Origin of the sequence: Epilithonimonas zeae (assembly GCF_023278365.1) — a bacterium.
Lineage (GTDB): Bacteria > Bacteroidota > Bacteroidia > Flavobacteriales > Weeksellaceae > Epilithonimonas > Epilithonimonas zeae_A.
Genome location: NZ_CP075338.1, coordinates 2,553,081 through 2,572,220, shown reverse-complemented (window position 1 = coordinate 2,572,220; position 19,140 = coordinate 2,553,081). Strand labels below are relative to the sequence as shown.

At 33.7% G+C, this 19,140-nt stretch carries 15 protein-coding genes; 8 read left to right on the top strand and 7 right to left on the bottom strand.

Annotated elements, in window-relative coordinates:
- Nucleotides 1-19 precede the first annotated feature (19 nt).
- Complete coding sequence (locus KI430_RS11550) at nucleotides 20-4,888, top strand: T9SS type A sorting domain-containing protein (protein WP_248874939.1); 4,869 nt, start codon at nucleotides 20-22, stop codon at nucleotides 4,886-4,888.
- 42 nt (nucleotides 4,889-4,930) lie between these two features.
- On the opposite strand, the gene recJ is transcribed toward KI430_RS11550, so the two are convergent.
- From recJ to KI430_RS11535, 3 genes are all read right to left on the bottom strand, one after another.
- Nucleotides 4,931-6,643 carry a single-stranded-DNA-specific exonuclease RecJ gene (gene recJ / locus KI430_RS11545; protein ID WP_248874937.1) on the bottom strand — a complete coding sequence of 571 codons (1,713 nt, stop codon included), beginning with the start codon at nucleotides 6,641-6,643 and terminating at the stop codon, nucleotides 4,931-4,933.
- Nucleotides 6,644-6,736: 93 nt separating this feature from the next.
- Nucleotides 6,737-7,636, bottom strand: coding sequence for a T9SS type A sorting domain-containing protein (locus tag KI430_RS11540; RefSeq protein ID WP_248874935.1), 900 nt, complete (start codon nucleotides 7,634-7,636; stop codon nucleotides 6,737-6,739).
- A gap of 131 nt (nucleotides 7,637-7,767) precedes the next feature.
- Nucleotides 7,768-9,258 (bottom strand): catalase, encoded by a 1,491-nt coding sequence (locus KI430_RS11535; RefSeq protein ID WP_248874933.1) that lies wholly within the window; start codon nucleotides 9,256-9,258, stop codon nucleotides 7,768-7,770.
- Nucleotides 9,259-9,368: 110 nt separating this feature from the next.
- On the opposite strand from KI430_RS11535, the gene KI430_RS11530 reads away from it, so the two are divergent.
- The 6 genes from KI430_RS11530 (at nucleotide 9,369) to KI430_RS11505 (ending at nucleotide 14,226) form a co-directional block, all read left to right on the top strand.
- Nucleotides 9,369-10,322, top strand: coding sequence for a hydrogen peroxide-inducible genes activator (locus KI430_RS11530; RefSeq protein WP_248874931.1), 954 nt, complete (start codon nucleotides 9,369-9,371; stop codon nucleotides 10,320-10,322).
- A gap of 200 nt (nucleotides 10,323-10,522) precedes the next feature.
- Nucleotides 10,523-11,803, top strand: a complete 1,281-nt coding sequence (metK, locus tag KI430_RS11525; protein ID WP_248874929.1) for a methionine adenosyltransferase — start codon at nucleotides 10,523-10,525, stop codon at nucleotides 11,801-11,803.
- Between the two features lie 172 nt (nucleotides 11,804-11,975).
- Nucleotides 11,976-12,449, top strand: coding sequence for a hypothetical protein (locus KI430_RS11520; RefSeq protein WP_248874927.1), 474 nt, complete (start codon nucleotides 11,976-11,978; stop codon nucleotides 12,447-12,449).
- A 217-nt stretch (nucleotides 12,450-12,666) separates the two neighbouring features.
- Entirely contained in the window at nucleotides 12,667-13,257 is a 591-nt protein-coding gene (locus KI430_RS11515) for an RNA polymerase sigma factor (RefSeq protein ID WP_248874926.1), read from the top strand.
- 55 nt (nucleotides 13,258-13,312) lie between these two features.
- A complete protein-coding gene (locus KI430_RS11510) occupies nucleotides 13,313-13,450 on the top strand; it encodes a hypothetical protein (RefSeq protein ID WP_248874924.1) in 138 nt (45 codons plus the stop codon).
- Nucleotides 13,451-13,527: 77 nt separating this feature from the next.
- The gene (locus KI430_RS11505) at nucleotides 13,528-14,226 is read left to right on the top strand and encodes a YjjG family noncanonical pyrimidine nucleotidase (protein WP_248874922.1); all 699 of its coding nucleotides are present in this window, start codon (nucleotides 13,528-13,530) and stop codon (nucleotides 14,224-14,226) included.
- Between the two features lie 53 nt (nucleotides 14,227-14,279).
- Here the strand turns inward: KI430_RS11505 and trpS are convergent, their stop codons facing one another.
- Nucleotides 14,280-15,248 carry a tryptophan--tRNA ligase gene (trpS, locus tag KI430_RS11500; RefSeq protein ID WP_248874920.1) on the bottom strand — a complete coding sequence of 323 codons (969 nt, stop codon included), beginning with the start codon at nucleotides 15,246-15,248 and terminating at the stop codon, nucleotides 14,280-14,282.
- Between the two features lie 133 nt (nucleotides 15,249-15,381).
- Between trpS and KI430_RS11495 the strand changes: the two genes are divergently transcribed.
- On the top strand, nucleotides 15,382-16,740 hold the full coding sequence (locus KI430_RS11495) for a hypothetical protein (RefSeq protein ID WP_248874918.1): 1,359 nt from the start codon (nucleotides 15,382-15,384) through the stop codon (nucleotides 16,738-16,740).
- A gap of 2 nt (nucleotides 16,741-16,742) precedes the next feature.
- Here KI430_RS11495 and KI430_RS11490 read toward each other — a convergent pair whose 3' ends face one another.
- The 3 genes from KI430_RS11490 to KI430_RS11480 are packed head-to-tail and all read right to left on the bottom strand — an operon-like array spanning nucleotide 16,743 to nucleotide 19,137.
- Complete coding sequence (locus tag KI430_RS11490) at nucleotides 16,743-17,288, bottom strand: hypothetical protein (RefSeq protein WP_248874917.1); 546 nt, start codon at nucleotides 17,286-17,288, stop codon at nucleotides 16,743-16,745.
- A 2-nt stretch (nucleotides 17,289-17,290) separates the two neighbouring features.
- Nucleotides 17,291-18,463: a hypothetical protein gene (locus tag KI430_RS11485; protein ID WP_248874915.1), complete on the bottom strand. Its 1,173-nt coding sequence runs from the start codon at nucleotides 18,461-18,463 to the stop codon at nucleotides 17,291-17,293.
- A gap of 32 nt (nucleotides 18,464-18,495) precedes the next feature.
- Nucleotides 18,496-19,137, bottom strand: coding sequence for a vancomycin high temperature exclusion protein (locus tag KI430_RS11480; RefSeq protein WP_248874913.1), 642 nt, complete (start codon nucleotides 19,135-19,137; stop codon nucleotides 18,496-18,498).
- Between the last annotated feature and the right edge of the window lie 3 nt (nucleotides 19,138-19,140).

Below are 19,140 nucleotides of genomic sequence, written 5' to 3'. Positions count from 1 at the left end.
AACTCTGAAAACACAAATGATGAAAACAAAATTACTCCTAGTGATGTTGGCTCTCTTTTCTTGGGGAGCCAAGTCACAAAATATCAATTTTCCTGATGCTAATTTTAAAGCAGTCCTTCTATCATCTTCCCCAAGTAATACCATTGCAAAAGACCTCAGCGGAAGCTATATCTCAATAGACGCTAATGGAGATGGAGAAATTGATAGTTTAGAGGCACAAATGATAAGTGGGCTAGATGTTTCATCTTCTAATATTACCCAACTCGATGGATTAGATTATTTTGTAAATCTGAATTATATTAATTGTAATAATAATGATCTTACAAGCCTTGATCTTTCAGGATTCGAACAGCTATCAGTTTATTGCGATAATAATAAGTTAACTAGTATGAATTATCCTAAGTATCTGGATATATTATCTTGTCAAAACAATCTATTGACAAGTTTTAATTATAGAGGCTTTGCTGATGGAATAAATTTGAGTAACAATTTGTTTACAACATTAGATTTTTCTGGAGGGATACCATATGTATTGAATCTGTCAAATAATTCTAAATTAGAGTCAATCAATTTGAAAAGTTTTTCAGTTGTTAACACTTTGAATATTGATAATAGTCCAAATTTAAAAATGATTTGCGTAAACGAGTCAGACAAGAATAAGGTTCAAAATATTGTTAATACAAATGGTTATATCAATTGTAATGTAAGTGTTGCATGCGAAGGGAATTATTACATTAATTTTAATAATTCTATTTTAAAAACCAAGCTTTTGTCTGCTGATAGCACTAATGAAATAGCAAAAGATCTAAATGGTAATTATACCAAAATAGATATCAATAATAATGGTGAAGTCGAATACTCAGAAGCAGCAAACATAAGCGAAATCAAAATTAATAATTCAAATTTAGACGCTTTTGATGAGTTATATTATTTTTCGAATTTGACATCATTGGTGTTAACGGAAGGTACTATTCAGAAGATTAGACTGGACTTGTATCCTAAGCTGAAGCATCTCGATCTAAATAATAATAAATTGTCCGAAATCTCCAATTATAGTCCGAACACTTTGCCTTTAGAATACTTGAATGTCTCTAATAATTCAATTTCGTATGAGAATTTTTTAACAAAACTTAGTAATTTGAAATATTTGGATATTTCAAATAATCCGAATCTGGTTAAATTAGAATTTACTCAAAATGTAAATCTTAGCTATTTGAAAATGGATAATTTAACCAAAATTAGAAATGATTCTAACGGAATTTTGGGAATGAATAAAACAAAGTTGGTAACACTAAGTGCAAACAACTGTAATTTTATTAGCTTACCATTTACAGGAATAGCTACTCTAGAAAACCTTTATGTTTCAAAGAACAAGCTAAGTTCTATTAATACGGTAACAGGAGTACCAAATCTAAAAGTGCTGGATTGCAGTAGCAATGTAATTGAAAGTATCTATTTTTCTCCCACTTCTAAAATTGAAGAACTATACATACAAAATAATAAACTAACAGGATTAAATATAAGTGTGTTATCTCAACTATCAAAGATGGCTTTGTTTAATAATCCTATTACAACCATTAGTTGTAAAAATAATGGACATGAATCTATCATCTCTTTGGAAGGGAAAACACCTTTTTATAACACAAATTTTAATAATATTTGTGTTGATGATAATCAGATTACGGAGATCAAAAACCAATTGGCAAGTGAAGGAAAATCAAGCGTTATAGTTTCTTCAGATTGTCCTAATTGTGAAATAATAACTTTTGCCGACGCATATTTTAAAAATGTATTACTTACATCACCATATGCTTCTTTAGATCTGAATGGAAATCGATTTAAAATAGATTCGAATCATGATGGTGAGATTGATGTTTGTGAAGCTCTTCAATTAAAACAAATCTATATATCCAATTCTGGCATCTCTTCAATGGATGAAATAAAATATTTTACTAATCTCGAATATCTTGATGTTAGTAATGCCATAAATGGAACAAGTCCTAATACAACTTTAACATCATTAGATCTAAGCAAAAATGTGAAACTTAAACATCTTGAGCTAAGAAGTCTATCTTTGACAGCACTTGACTTAACTCAAAATTTAGATCTTGAATATTTAAGCTTAGTCGAAAAAATTCCAACGATAGATTTAAGTAAAAATGTCAAACTTACACATTTGGATTTTGGCAGCAATTATTTGACATCTATAGATTTAACAAAGAATATAAATCTTACTTTTCTGAATATTTATGGTTTGTTTTCAACATTGGATTTAAGTAAAAATGTTAATCTCAAAACCTTGCGATGTGATTTTAATGTTAACTTAACAGATTTAGATATCAGTAAAAATATAAACCTTACAGAATTAAGTTGTTCTGGAAATGGTTTAATAAAATCATTGGATTTTTCCCAAAATACAAAACTTGAGTATCTGGGTTGTTATAATACTTCTATTAGCGTATTAGATGTAAATAAGAACCCTAATTTAAAATATGTTGCGTGTGGAGTGAGTTATTCTGCTTCCAATCCACAGAATGGAAATGCATTAACAACTATTCTTGCAAAAAATGGAGCTAATGAAAGTCTCTTTGATAACAATACTTTTGCACCTAACTTAAAATACATTTGTGTTGATGAGTTTCAAATTAATGATGTGAAAAATCAGATTTCAGATGATGTTGTTTCTATCAACACTTACTGCTCATTCACACCAGGCGGAAACTTCAACACCATCACAGGAACAGCAAAAATTGATACTGATAACAACGGTTGTGATTCTACAGATAACCCATTCGAATATCTAAAATTGAAAATTGATGATGGAACTAATTCTGGAGAAACTTTTGTCCAAAATGATGGGAAATATGAGTTTTATACAAAAGCAGGTAATTTTAATATAGTTGCGCTTGCAGAAAATCCAACTCTGTTTACCGTTTCTCCAGCTAATTTTTCTACCACTTTCGCAAATGCTAACAATAATGTCTTCACGCAGGATATTTGTGTAACAGCTAACGGAAGTCAAAATGATGCAGAAGTAGTAATTGCACCGCTGACCAGTGCAAGACCAGGGTTCGATGCTGTTTATAATTTGGTGTGGAGAAACAAAGGAAACACGACTTTATCTGGAAAAGTGATAATGAATTACGATTCCAATAAGATGACTTTCCAGAGCAGTTCTTTACCCTATTCTATATTAAGCAATGGATCGATTGAATTTAATTATACCGACCTGAAACCATTTGCTAACACCGCTTCGGAAATTACATTCAAAATCAATACACCAACAGATTCAACTAATCCTGTGAATATGGGAGATGTACTGGCTTTTAATGCACAGATTACGCCTACCAATGCAGACATTACTCCAGAAGATAACCTTTTTGGTTTCAATCATACTGTTGTTAACTCTTTTGATCCCAATGATATTGTTTGTTTGGAAGGAGAAACAGTTCCTGTGTCAACAGTGGGTAAGTACCTGCATTATGTCATCAATTTTGAAAATACAGGAAATGCAGAGGCGGAAAATATTGTAGTGAAAATGGAAGTAGATCCAAATGAATTTGATATTAATACATTACAATTACAAAATGCCTCAGCAAGTGTTGATACCAAAATCGTTGGAAACCAGGTAGAATTTGCATTCAAAAAAATAAAATTGCAAAGTGGAGGCCACGGAAATGTCTTGTTAAAGATGAAATCGAAGTCCGATCTTGTCGAAGGTGATACGGTTAATAATGTAGCAGAAATCTATTTTGATTATAATTTCCCGATTGAAACCAACGATTATGTAACCACTATCTATAATGCAAGTGATGTTCTTGCTGCTAAAATCAATTATTCGGCATCCAATTTCAGTCAAAATAATTATCCAATTAATTTTGATGCAAGCCTTAGTACAGGTAATATTACAGGTTATCAATGGGAGTTTTTAGGAAACCCATCAATCAGTTCAAGTACAGATGTGAAACCCGTGGTTACTTATAACACGCCAGGAAATTACACAGCGAAATTGACCGTTTTTGACTCCAATGGAGCGTCTTCTTCACGGACAATTACTTTCAGCGTTGGAGGAAATGTCGCAGATTTGTCAACCGGTAAAAATTCTGAAAATAACTTCATAGAAATTGATGCAGATGAAGATGACTGGAAAGGTTATGATATCAATGGTGTTGAAATCACTCCGAAAGTAAGACACACTTATACAGGCTGGAGCTACGCAGATATAGGAAACGGAAGAAGCAGCCAATGGATTACGCTTAACAATTTGGAAGGTTATTATACTTACAAAAGCAGAGAGTTTACAATTCCGGATAATGCAACCGATGCTAAACTTAATTTAAGATCATTATCATTCGTAAGAAACTGGACATACCTTGTGAAAGTAAATCCTGATGGAAGTGAAACTGAAACCGAAATTACAAAAACACAATGGATGAATGATGGGTTCAAGGGTTGGTTGAACAGCAGAAGTCCGAAAGTTGATAACTATTCTCTGTCTCCGGGCAGGTATTACATCAAGGTGTTTTTATATTCCAATAACAATATGGTAAGACAATCCATAGATGTGAACGCTATTGTGTCCTGTTCGGAAGGATTAATATTTGCCAACAAAATGGTTCAGAAAGAACCGACTTTGGATGTTGAGAATTCTAAAAATTTGGAGGTGCAAGTTTATCCGATTCCAACCAAAGGATTGATTAATATTATTTCTGATGAAAAAATTAATGCTGTCGAAGTCTATGATGCTGCAGGAAGAATTATACAAAAGCAAATACACAGTGCGGCTTCAAAAGAATCTAAAGTTAATATTAGTGCTTCAAAAGGAATTTATTATCTGAAAATAAAAACCAATAAAGGAGACTCAATTAAGAAAATTATTAAGGAATAAAATAAAAATCCCGCTTCAAAAAGAGGCGGGATTTTTTATTATTTAGTCGTGAAATTTTACATCTCGTATGTTCAGGAAATGAGAAACATTGCCTTTCCAATGATTCTCTTCGATGGTGAATGCCAAATCGAAAGTTTTAGTTTTAAAATTGTCTGCAAACTGTCCAAAACGGAAACCAACACATTCTACATTTCGTCCCGTGTTAGGTTGCAAAATATTGAATTTTAAATGCGTGCTTTCTTTCCCCATCAATCTTACATAACCATTAACTTTCACATTTTTCAAAACCAGAATTGGCTTCATATTCTGAGGTCCGAATGGTGCTAATTTTCTGTGGAAGTTGATGAACTCACGATTCAAATCTTCAGGATTTACAACACTGTCGATATAGATTGTCGGTTCTTTCTGATGATCCTGAATGTTATTTTTCACATAATTCTCAAAACGAATTTTGAATTCCTCAAATTTTTCTTTCTCCATAGAAAGTCCTGCCGCAGCCTGATGTCCACCAAATTTCATGAATAGATCAGAACAATGTTCCAACGCTCCGTGAATGTCAAAATCTGACACAGATCTTGCGGAAGCCACTAATTCGCCATTATTACCTTCAGTAAAAACCAAAGTCGGTTTGAAATAATTTTCAATCAAACGGGAAGCTACAATGCCAATAACGCCTTTGTTCCAGCTAGGATCGTAGACAATGGTTGAGAAGCATTCGGTTTTTTGCAATTCCAAAGCTTGACTCATTGCCGATTGTGTGATGTTGATATCCATCTCACGACGTTCGTCATTCAGGTTGATAATCTCATCAACGATTTGCTGAGCTTGTTTCAGGTTGTCAGAAATCATCAATTCTACCGAAGCTTTTGCGTGTGAAATTCTTCCTGCAGCATTGATTTTTGGTGCAATATCAAAAACGATATTCGAGATTTCAAAATGCGCTAATTTCTCTTCAGGAATCAAAAGCCTTAATCCAAATTTTCTTGTTTTTCTAAGGAATTTCAAACCTTGCATTGCCAAAACCCGGTTTTCACCTGTCATTGCAACAATGTCAGAAGCGATGCTGATTGCCAAAAGATCGGTCAATTCAAACAACTCGCTTTCAGGGATTTTATAAATTGTATTCAGTCCTTGGCAAAGTTTGAAACCAACGCCGCAACCACTCAGTTCTTTATAAGGATATCTGCAGTCTTTTCTTTTTGGATCCAGAACAGCAATTGCTTTCGGAAGTTCATCGCCGGGTAAATGGTGATCACAAATAATAAAATCTACACCCACAGAATTGGCCAAATCGATTTTATCAACCGACTTTATTCCGCAGTCTAATGCAATAATCAAAGAAAATCCATTGTCTTTTGCGAAATAAATTCCCTCATCGGAAATGCCATAACCTTCAACATTTCTGTCAGGGATATAAAAATCGAGGTATTTTTTATCGACAATTTTACTTAGATAAAGATACATCAGCGCAACAGCCGTTGTTCCATCTACATCATAATCGCCGTAAACTAATATTTTTTCGCCGTTTTCTATTGCTGTTGCAATGCGTTCTACCGCTTTTTGCATATCAGCCATTAGAAAAGGATTATGGATGTCGGTTCCGTTTGGTTTGAAGAATTCACGTGCTTTTTGATAATTATCAATCTCACGCATCACCAGGATTTTGGATTCTAAAGTTCCAAAACCAATCGAAGAAATCAGTCCATCAACAATTTCTTCATCAGGCTCGGTTTTATAAATCCACTTTTGACTCATAGTTACAAAAGTAACGAAAAAAAACGGCTTTGAGAAATTAAAACGGTTGCTAAATCAATAACAACCGCTTCTATATTTTGAATAATTAATCTCTTACTCTTTGATGATTTTTTTAGTTTCGATTCCAGATTCGGTTTCGATAGAAATAATGTAATTTCCTTTTGGAAGAGCAGAAATATCAATTTTTGATGAATTGTTATTTTCTGTTTTGACTAAAGCTCCGGAAGCATTATACAATTTAACAGATTTGATGACTTCATTAGATTTGATATTGATGAAATCTGAAGCCGGATTCGGAAATACATTAACTTCTGTTTTCACAACATCATTAGAAACCTCAAGAAAATCCATGTCTTTTATAATGATATTATCAACAATAAAACCGCTTCCATCATTATCGAATTCAAAATTCAAATCATTAGCTCTTACAACTTTGGAGCTTAGTGGAGAGGTGTGAACCAATTGATTGTCAAGATAATATTTTATATTTTTTTCGCCGACGTGATCGATTTCGATTTTTAGATTATACCATTTCCCTGGAACCCATGTTCCGAGCGCTTGAAAATTGAGATCGTTATCAGCATAAAAATTTCCACTGATTAAAAAATTAAATCCACCAGCCCAAGAATAATTACCATTATTGTTATAGTACAATGACAGCATATAATATTCTGAACTGTCCAGTTTTTCCAATTTCACGTCTGCAGAAACAGAAAGTCTTTTATATTCCGGGATTTTTTTGAACAGATAAGTCATGTTTTCTGTGTAGGCATTCGTGCTTGTGACTTCCACAGAATTATTGCCATCTGTAGCTTTTCCAGAAACGACCTGGAAACTGCTGTTTGGAACATTATCCGTTTTTACCGTCCATTCTTTTTGACCAATAACACTTCCAAGATTATAACCTTCCGAAGCTTCAAAAGAAATCTTCTGCTGAGCCGATAATGAAACTGATAAAAAAGCAATTGCTAAAGAGAATAAAGTTTTCTTCATACATAAATTAAAAGGGAAGCGAATTTAGAAAAATAATTATTAATTCACTTATAATCAATAAAAAAACCTTCCGAAAAATTCGAAAGGTTTTATATGAAAGACTATATTTTATTTGTCCAGAATATATCAGTCTATTTAGTATGGTTCATCGCATTTGCATCAATATTGACACCAAGTCCTTGTGCGACTCTCATTCCTAATTCGATATTAGCACGGAAGAAATGACAAAGCTGGCGGTTTATGATTTCGTCTCGTTTTGGTCCATCGATTCCGCTCATATGTCCAACAATGTTATTGACCAAAGCTGTTCTTGCTTCTTGATTCAGAGCTTTTGTATAGAATAATCCAGGTTGTGTATAATGGTCGTCATCATTTTGATTTCTGTTGTAATTGGCAACGTGATTGTTGTCTAAATCATAATCAAAAGATTTGTGAGATTCGCTTGGCTCTACATCACTGAAGCTGTTGGGATAATAATTCGGTTTGTCACCATAATCAGAATCGTCTGCCATAAAGCCGGCTCTTTGGAAATTATTGACAGCAAACGGACATTTGTTAACTTCAAGCTGATGAGAATTTACGCCTAATCTGTATCTGTGAGCATCGGCGTAAGAAAACAATCTTCCTTGTAACATTTTATCCGGTGAAAAACTGATTCCATCCACCAAATGACTTGGCGCAAAAGCCGCTTGCTCTACGTGAACGAAGTAGTTTCTTGGAACTTCATTCAGTTCCATTACACCAACTTCCTGTAACGGGAATTCATCTTGGAACCAAACTTTAGTTACATCAAACGGATTCCAACGCCATTCTTTCGCTTGTTGTTCCGTCATTGTCTGGATGTAAAGCGTCCATTTTGGAAAATCTCCTTTTTCGATAGCATTTACCAAATCCTCCTGAGAAAAATCCGGATTTTCGCCTTTCATTTTTGTGGCTTCATCATCAGAAAAATTCTTGATGCCTTGTTGTGTTTTAAAATGAAATTTAACCCAAGTTCTTTCATTATTTTCATTAATCATAGAAAAAGTGTGAGAACCAAATCCATGCATATGTCTGTATCCGTGAGGCGTTCCTCTGTCCGACATCAGAATTAAAACCTGATGAAGAGATTCTGGATTCAAAGACCAAAAATCCCAAACCATTGTTTTGCTTTTCAGATTGGTTTTTGGAACACGTTTTTGCGTATGGATAAAATCTGGAAATTTTTTGGCGTCCTTAATAAAAAAAACCGGTGTGTTGTTTCCAACCAAATCCCAGTTTCCATCTTCAGTGTAGAATTTCAAAGCAAAACCTCTTGGGTCTCTTTCTGTGTCAGCACTTCCCATTTCTCCACCAACGGTAGAAAATCTAGCAAACATTTTACAAGAATTTCCAACTTTAGAAAACAATTTTGCCCTCGTATATTTAGAAATGTCGTGAGTCACAGTAAAAGCTCCATAAGCACCAGAACCTTTGGCGTGAACAATTCTTTCGGGAATTCTTTCTCTTACGAAATGAGCAAGATTCTCTTGAAGAATAAAATCTTGTAAAAGTACCGGACCTCTTGGTCCAACAGTTTGTGAATCCTGATGCTCGTAGTAAGGCGAGCCTACAGAATTGGTGAGTTTTTTCTTATTGTCCATATTTTCTGATTTTGATTTATTTCTAATTTTAAAGCGAAATTCGATAAAAAAACTTATTTATGAAACAAATTAATAAGTATCTTTGTAATAGATAAAATTAATTAAAAGTCGTGAACATACAACAACTAGAATATCTGATTGCAGTAGATAAATATAAACATTTTGGTAAAGCTGCGCAAGCTTGTTTTATAACTCAGCCAACACTTAGCGCAATGATTCAGAAATTTGAAGATGAGCTTGATGTGAAAGTTTTTGATAGAACAACGCATCCCATCAGGACGACAGATGCAGGTGGTGAAATCATCAAAGAAGCGCAAAAAGTAATCGATTCTGTAATGGAATTGAAAAACAAAGCGAATTTCCTGAATAATATTCTTGCAGGAAAATTAAATCTCGGAATCATCCCGACAGTTTCCAGCTATATTTTACCAAACGAAATTTTTAGTTTTCTTAAAAAGAATCCTCAAATCGAACTGAATATCAAAGAAATGACGACAGAAAGTATCATCAAATCTTTGAAATCCGGAGAATTGGACGCAGGAATTATTTCTACGCCTTATTCTGCAGCAGACGAGTTTTATCAGGATTTTCTTTTCAATGAAGAGTTGATGCTTTATTCTGCGGGTCAGGAAGAAGGAACAAAAAAAGATTGTTTCGTCGTTCCGGAAGATATTGACGTGAACAAAGTCTGGCTTTTGGAAGAAGGAAACTGCCTGAGAACACAATTCGAGAATATCTGTCATCTGAAAGAGAATTCTTTGAAGCCTAATAACTTAGAATTTTTAGCTTCCAATGTCAATACATTAATTCAAATGGTTGATAAAGTAGGCGGAATTACGATTTTATCAGAAATGGGTGTTCAGCAATTGTCATCGGAACAGAAGACTAAGGTTTCAAGATTCATCAAGCCTTTCCCTTATCGAGAAATGAGTGTGATCTATTATAAGCCAACTTACAAGCAAAAAATCATCGATGAGTTGATTTCTGAAATCAGAATATCAATGGAGCAAAGGCTTAATTATTATAAAGATCCGGAAAATTATACGAGCATTAAACCTGAATAAATTCATACTCAATTAATAGGAATTGATTTTGAAGTTTGAGAATTACTTTGTAAATTTGCCCTCGATTTTTGAATAAACGGAGGAGAACTTTGACTGATTGCAACCTCAATAAAAAATGCTAAAACAGATTTTTCTCTTTTAGTTCCTTTTTACAATCAGTAGTTTATCCTTAAACAAATTAATATAAAAGGAATTTATTTATGTCTTATTTATTTACGTCCGAATCAGTTTCTGAAGGGCATCCTGATAAAGTTGCAGATCAGATTTCTGATGCACTTATCGATCATTTCTTAGCTTATGATAAAAACTCAAAAGTAGCTTGTGAAACGCTTGTGACGACTGGTCAGGTTGTTTTGGCTGGAGAAGTGAAGTCTGAAGCTTATCTGGACGTTCAGCAAATCGCCAGAAATGTCATCAACAAAATTGGTTACACGAAAAGTGAATATATGTTTAATGGTGATTCTTGTGGTGTGATTTCTGCGATTCACGAACAATCTCCGGATATCAATCAGGGTGTTGACAGAACTTTGGACGAAACAGACTTTGAAACGAGAGCAAATGCTCAAGGTGCTGGTGATCAAGGAATGATGTTCGGTTACGCCACCAACGAAACTGAAAATTATATGCCTTTGGCTTTGGATCTTGCTCATCAGATTTTGAAAGAATTGGCAGATCTTAGAAGAGAAGGAAACGCAATTCCTTACTTGCGTCCAGATGCAAAATCTCAAGTAACAATCGAGTATTCTGATGATCACAAACCTGTAAGAATCGACAGTATTGTTGTTTCTACACAACACGATGATTTCGGAAGTGAAGAAGCGATGTTAGCAAAAATCAAAAAAGATATCATCGAAATTTTAATTCCTAAAGTTAAGGCTAAACAGAAACCAGAAATTCAGGAATTGTTCAATGGGGATATCAAATACCATATCAACCCAACTGGGAAATTTGTAATCGGTGGTCCTCACGGAGATACAGGTTTGACGGGAAGAAAAATCATCGTTGATACTTACGGAGGAAAAGGTGCTCACGGTGGTGGTGCTTTCTCAGGAAAAGATCCAAGTAAAGTGGACAGAAGCGCAGCTTATGCAACAAGACACATTGCTAAAAATTTAGTGGCTGCGGGTGTTGCAGATGAGGTTTTGGTTCAGGTTTCTTATGCGATTGGTGTTGCAGAGCCTTGTGGACTTTATATCAATACTTATGGAACTTCAAAATTGGATATCAATGATGGAGAATTGGCTAAGAAAGTTCAGCAATTGTTTGACCTTAGACCTTATGCAGTTGAGAAAAATCTTAAATTGAGAAATCCTATCTATATAGAAACTGCAGCTTACGGACATATGGGGAAAGATTATTACGTAGCTGATAAAACCTTCAACAAAGGACAGAAAAACGAATTAACCCTGAAAGATCTGGAGTTTTTCACTTGGGAGAAACTGGATCGAGTAGAGGATATTAAAAAAGAATTCGGATTGTAAAATTCGGAATTTTAGAAATCTGGAAACTGCTTTATCTTTTGGTAAAGCAGTTTTTTATTTTAAACTTCTATCTGGAACATAAAAACTCTCTAAAATTTTATGTTCCTTTGCTCAGATAAAATTTTCAAAATCCCTTTTGTTAATTTTGTCGTATATAATATCAGATAAAAAAATGAAATCTAGACTTTACACTATTATATTATTAATTGTTTTTTGTGGATTGGCAAAAGCGCAACTAACCGTTCATAAAATGTTGAATGTTGGCTATACTTATCAAAACCAAAGTTTTGGTGAAGTTGGCGGAAAGTTACTTTTTCTGAGTAATGATGATGTGATTTTCAGAACTGGAGTTTCTGCTTTGATGGGTTCAGCAAACCAAAAATTTGCTATAATGCCAAAAGTCCAGGCTGATTTTCTTTTAAATTTTGAAAAAAACGTAGACTTCTATCATTCTTATTATTTTGTTGCCGGAGCAGAAGCTACTAATAAATATATTGCCCCAAAAGTTGGTTTCAGTCTTTTTGGGATTGTTGATTTGATGGGAGGCTATGCATTTTCTCTAAATAAAGATGGAATTAATGGAAAAGAGCTCAAAGGGCTTAATGTTAATTTCACAATAAATATCCCTTTAGTGGTTATAAAATGATTTAACTTTTTTGATTTATTTGCATCAAATGAAAAGAAATTGAAAGTTTAACAATCCTTTAACATTTTGTTTAATCTTTTTTATTACTTTTACAGACCTAAAAAATAATTGCGTATAGAAAAAATTTACTCTTAAAAAAATAATAACAGAACCGAAACTGTCAGATTGATTACATTGTAATTGATGGCTGCATAGGTTCAAATATTTAGGAGTGAATATGAAAACGCAAACCGATAGCCAACTGATTCTTCTTTATCAGAGCGGAGAGGAAAAAGCCCTCTCAGCACTAATTAATAGGCACAAGAAAGATCTTTTTTCCTTTATCTTTTACAAGTTGATGGATGAAGATTTGGCCAATGATATCTTCCAGGATACTTTTATCAAAATTATTATTACGCTGAAAGAAGGGCGCTACAAAGAAGAAAACAAATTCATTCTTTGGGCCAAAAGAATTGCTCATAATCTGATCATAGATCATTATAGATTACAATCTAAAAATATTAAAATTTCTGAAACTTCTTACGAGAATGAAGAGTTCTCCATCTTTGATATCATCAAAGAACCGGAAAATAATATTGAGGATAAATTAATAGCTAATCAAATAAATGAAGATTTGCTAAAAATGCTTGTGATGTTGCCAGACAACCAGCAAGAGGTGATTAAGCTTAGGTTTTTTGATGGTTTGAGCTTCAAAGAGATTGCAGATCATACAGATACGAGCATCAATACAACGCTTGGAAGAGTGAGATATGCACTCATTAATTTGAGAAAAATAATGGATGAACATAAAATTATTTTAACAAAATAATAATTAGTTAATAATAAAGATTTTTTTTTGGCGTTATTGTTGTAAAAGTCAGCCTATGAAAAAAAACGACACTTTAACAACAAAAGCTTTGATGCCTAAAAAAAAAATAATCGATTTTTTACTGAGTTATTCTAAGAATATCGACACGCTTAAAACTAAAAACAGAAAAACAATTTTGGTTTCTAAAAACTAGAATTTTTTCGATTTTAATAATTGATTTTTATGACTGAGCTTTCCTACGTGGATCAAAAATGATTAGATTTGTGCCTTATGAAAAATATAAGGCACATTTTTTTTGATCTCGACAATACGCTTTGGGATCACCGCAAGAATGCATATTTGACAATACAAGAACTGTTTAAAAATCAAGGGATTTCTGAGAAATATAAGATAGATTTTGAGGAATTTCACAGCACTTATCATATCATCAATGAAAAACTTTGGGAGCAAATCCGAGATGGTGAAATTGATAAAGAATATCTGAGAAAACATCGTTTTTATGATACATTCCTGAATTTCGGTGTGGATGATGCCAATCTTGCAGGTTATTTTGAACATCATTTCTTAGACGAAATTCTGAAATATAATGAGTTGGTTGATGGCGCGTTAGATTTACTTAATTATCTGAAAGACAAAAATTACAAAATGCACATTATTTCCAACGGTTTCCAAGAAGTGACCGAAAGGAAATGTATTTTATCCGGAATTGCTGATTTTTTTGATACGATTACAAGTGCAGACTCTGTCAACATCAGAAAACCAAGACCAGAAATTTTTGAATATTCTCTTAATCTTGCAAAAGCTGAAAAAGACGAAAGTATTCTAATTGGTGACGATTGGGTTGCTGATGTGAAAGGAGCACAAAACTTCGGAATCGATATCATTTTCTTTGATGTTTTGGATGAAAATCCTTTGGAAGAAGGTTTGAAGTTCGTGAAGCATTTATCAGAAATCAAACAATATTTATAAAATAAAAGCCTTTCAATTCGAAAGGCTTTGTTATATTTTAAAGTTCAGAAGAATTAAATTCCCAAACTTTCTCTCACTCTTTTGATTGTTTCAGTGGCAATAACTCTGGTTTTCCCAGCGCCTTCCTGCAATTTTGCTTCCAACTCGTCTAAGTTATTCATATAATAAGTGAACGTTTCTCTTTCTTTTGCGAATTTCACTAGAATTAGATCCAAAAGTTCCTTTTTCGCGTGTCCATAGCCATAATTTCCAGCAAGATATTTTGTCCTCAATTCCTCGGTTTGTTCTGGTGTAGCAATTAATTCGTAGATCGCAAAAATTTTATCCGTAGATGGATCTTTTGGTTCTTCCAAAGTTTTAGAATCACTTTCGATAGACATCACCTGCTTCTTCAATTCTTTTTCCGGCAAGAAGATATTGATGATATTTCCTCTCGATTTAGACATTTTATGTCCGTCTGTCCCGGGAACATATTTGGTGTTTTCCTGCAATTCTGCCTGAGGCAAAACCAAAACTTCACCCATTTGATTGTTGAATCTTGAAGCAACATCACGGGCAATTTCCAAATGCTGCAATTGATCTTTCCCAACAGGCACAACTTCTGCATCGTACAACAAAATGTCAGCTGCCATCAAAATTGGATAAGTGAAAAGCCCTGCATTAACATCTTGTAATCTGTCCGCTTTATCTTTGAAAGAATGCGCCAAAGTCAATCTTTGGTAAGGGAAAAAGCACGACAAATGCCAAGATAACTCGCAAGTTTCCGGGATGTCGCTTTGTCTGTAAAAAAAAGTTTTTTCTGTGTCTAGTCCGCAGGCAAGCCAAGCCGCAGCAATCTCGTAGGTGTTTTGTTTAAGCTCTTTTGCATCTTTGATTTGGGTTAAAGAGTGCAGATTGGCGATGAAAAGAAAAGATTCATTTCCTGCTTGTTTTGATAATTCGATTGCGGGGATGATGGCTCCCAAAAGATTTCCCAAATGTGGGGTTCCGGTGGCTTGTATTCCGGTTAGGATTCTAGACATTGTTAAAAATTAATGTTATTTTGACTTAGACAAAAGTATGAAAGTTGAAGTGCGGAAACAAATTCTTTTTGAATAAGTATTTTTAACACATCCTTTATGGTTTTTGATTATATTAGTAAAAACAATTTGAGAAATGGAGAATAACGATATTTTATCACCTAGAATATTCAAATCAATTCAAAAACTTTGGATTTTTCTGATCATTTATATCGGGATAGATTTTGTAAGCAATTATTTTTATCCGGAAGTGAAAACATCATTTCTTGCAAAATTCTTAGACTTTTTGTCTTCGGCATTAGCTTGCTTGTTTTTTTCTTGGTATTTTGTTGTTAACAAGCGTTGGAAGCTACTTCTAATTGTTTTACCACTGTTGATACTTTCTTTCTTTTTTCTGAAAGATATCAAACAAACTTTGGATTATTACATTCCTTTTGAAACAATTATCGATTCTAAAACGCTCAAAAATTACACATCACTTCTTTTAACATTAGCAACGGTTTTTGTTCTCTCCAAAAATTATTTGCGTGAAGAAAATATAACAGGGAAATGGTCTTTTGTCAAAGTCTTTCTGCTTGTTTTAGGCTTGTTTTCGCTTTATAATTCTGATTTGGATTTTATAGAACAGATTGTTTCCTCGGCTACCTTCAACTCAAAAACTACAGAATTTTTTATTACATTATTGTTTTACATTCTTACGTCTGTGAGAAGCATAGCATTTTTAGGCGCATTTCTATTTTTAATGAGCTGCCTTTCGAACAGAGAAAATATATACACATTCTCCAATAAAATACTTCAATTTGCCAATCGTTATTTTGGTGTTACGGTTTTGATTGCTGTCAGCTGTATTATTTTTTCTTTGGGCTATCTGATCGAAAGTGCGGTATCGCTGGAGCTCGATTTTTTTGGTAAGAAACTGACGGTTTTTGGCTGGCTGAATAGTATTTCTGTCATAGCAATCTTCATTATTTCTACAAGATTTGCTGGTCAGCTTTTAAAAGAAAGAAGTGTTTTGAAACAGAAATATTACGGGATTGTGGGAAGTACGGTCTGGATGCCTGTTGTCAATATTGTGTCTTTGTTAATGATAAAATTTGATGATAAAATCAAATTTTTATCTGCCGGCAACATCAATAAACTCAAGAAAATCCATTTGATTATTGCATCAATGCTGATTTTGTTTTACTACAAAAATGACATTCTTGATAATGATAAAAGGGTGGAAGGACTCTTGCTGAGTTTTATTTATATAGCAAGTGTATGGATTGTAGCTTACATCAAAAAATACAATTGGATTTTCGCAGTGATTCTGGCGGCAATTGTTACAATGATTAAGGTTTTCCCTTTTTATGGAGGACTTTACGCAACCGAATTTATTTTTAAAGACTACGTTTTAGATTTTGTAAAGCATACATTTTCCATAGCGATGATTATGTTGACGATCGTTTTCTATGGGATTTATTATATCGCCTATCAAACATTGAATAAGAAGTAAATTTATTTCTTCCGAATAATCACAGAAACTTTTGTAAACATACTGTCAGCAGCTTGATCGGAGCTGTTGGCTTTATAATCTAAGGTGTATTTGCCGTCTTTTTCGATTGGGATTTGAATAACTTCCTGTTCAAAAGTCCAATCTGATTTTGCAATCTTTTCTGGTTTTTCCGTTGAGGATTCTTCTGTGCTGGAAGTGTCTTCGAAAACATCTGCATTATTTTCTTCCTTTTCTTCTTTTCGGATTTCGTGGGTAGAGTTAATAATTCGGCTGTTGTCCGCAAACATTCCTACGGTTTTATTCTCAATCGTTTTATCATCGAGGCTAAGGTTATAACTTAGATGAAAAATAGGAACATTGTCATTCTTCAGAAAAGAAGCATCCATTTTTCCCCAGATTACAAGGACATCGCCTTTTTTGAGGTCAAGATTTTCTACAGTGTTGACCAATTGAGGATCGAGTGGTGTCTCTTCAGTTACGATTTCGCCAACAGGATTACAGGAGATTGTGACAAGGGACAATATCAGAAGTGAAAAAATTGCTTTCATCATTAGATTTTTAAATGTTTACTAAAATAATCATTCATCAAAGAGCTTAAATCATTCCCATTTTCATTAGTCGGACTGATGAGATAGAACTGACCTTTTTCTGTTTTGATGGAACTGATGATGTAATAATTAATCGTGTCAGAACTATAACCAATATGGGTTGTCTTGACCAAAATGCTGTTGTCGCTGATTTTTCTAATGACTTTGAACTCGTCTTCACGATCATAAATTCTGTGAAAATAACCACGATATAATCGATTTTGAAAATCTAAATTGTCGAATGTTCCATTGAACTCAGAATTTCCTAAAATCGTAACTTGATCAAAAGTGTTTTTCGTATGATCCTCATCACGATAAAGATAGAGTTGCATTTTCCCCTTTTCGATGTTAACACTGTCATTATTTTTCAAGAAATATTTCAGTTCTTTTTCCAAAGATTTGTAGTAAATGCCGTAGTTTTTCAATTCAGGTTCAGAAAGACTTGGTTTTGCTTTCTCCCAAGTTAGATTTTCTGCCGTTGTTTCTTTGTTGAAAGCCAGTAGGTTTTGAGCTTTTTTGTAAATAGAAAATAATGAAGCGTATTGCAACTTCTGATCATCGTATTTCGGAACTTCTGCTGTATAAAGATAGTAAATGGAATTCGCAGGATTGTATTGTCTGTAATACAATTTTTTTCTCCCAAATCCATCAATAAACATCAAAGCATCTTTACCTTCAAACAGAATTTTCTCTGTTTCATTGAATTTTTTGATGTCGGAAACTGGAAAAATATTAGGGTTAGAAGATTTTCCTATCAACAAAACTTCTCCTGAATCACCGTCAGAAAAAGGATTTTGAATACCAACTGATATAGGGCTTTCCGCTTCATCTACTCCCGAAGTTGAGTTGGGATCCACGATGTTAATGTTGCTTGAAAACGAATATTCTTTCAGAAAATTTCCAATGGGAAGCATCAGATCAATCGTCGTGACAGAGTCCAACTCGTATGAGTGTTTTCTCAGAAGCACTTGTTTTTTCTCCTCACTCTTTCGAATAGAATCTATTTGAGCTTGCGGAATTCCCAAAAGGAGATTTTGATAATCTTCAGAATTGGCAAAGTCATCAGTCTCCTTATTTCCTTTGCAGGAAAACAGAAAAAGCATACCACTGAAAACCAAAAGTAAGAATCTTGTCATAAGTAGAATATTGATTCTAAAAATAACAAAAATTATTTGATTTCAATCTTCTCGCCGCCAAACTTGGGTTCAACATTAAACCAAATATCCAAATAAGCCTTTGCCTTTGCAAGATATTCGCGAAGATTGGTTTTCAGTCCAGCATATTTGTTGACATCTTTTGCATTGTATCCGAAAGCTTCTATCCCAAATTTTTGAGCTAAAAAAACTGCCCGTTCATTATGAAATTTTTGTGAAATGAAAATAATTTTGCTTTGTCCAAAAATCTCTTTGGCTCTCACAACAGAATCTAAGGTTCTGAAACCGGCGAAATCCTCATAGATTTTGTCAGCCGGAATTCCGTTGGCAATAAGGTCAAGCTTCATCTGCTCAGGCTCGTTATAACCTTTTACAGAATTGTCTCCGCTTACGATAATCGATTCTATTTTTCCTGATTTGTATAATTCTGTGGCAGCATCGATTCGGTATTTGAAATAAAGATTGGGATTTCCGTTGCTCAGGCTTTTGTTGGTGCCTAAAACTATTGCGGTTTTCACCTTCGGAAGGTCAGAAACCGAATACGAAATAAAAGAATCACTATCTTTTTTGATGGAATAATTGGCAAAAAAGATAAAAAGAAATCCTGCTACAATAAATAACAGGAATATTTTGATTAAGTTTTTAAGTATTTTCATTTG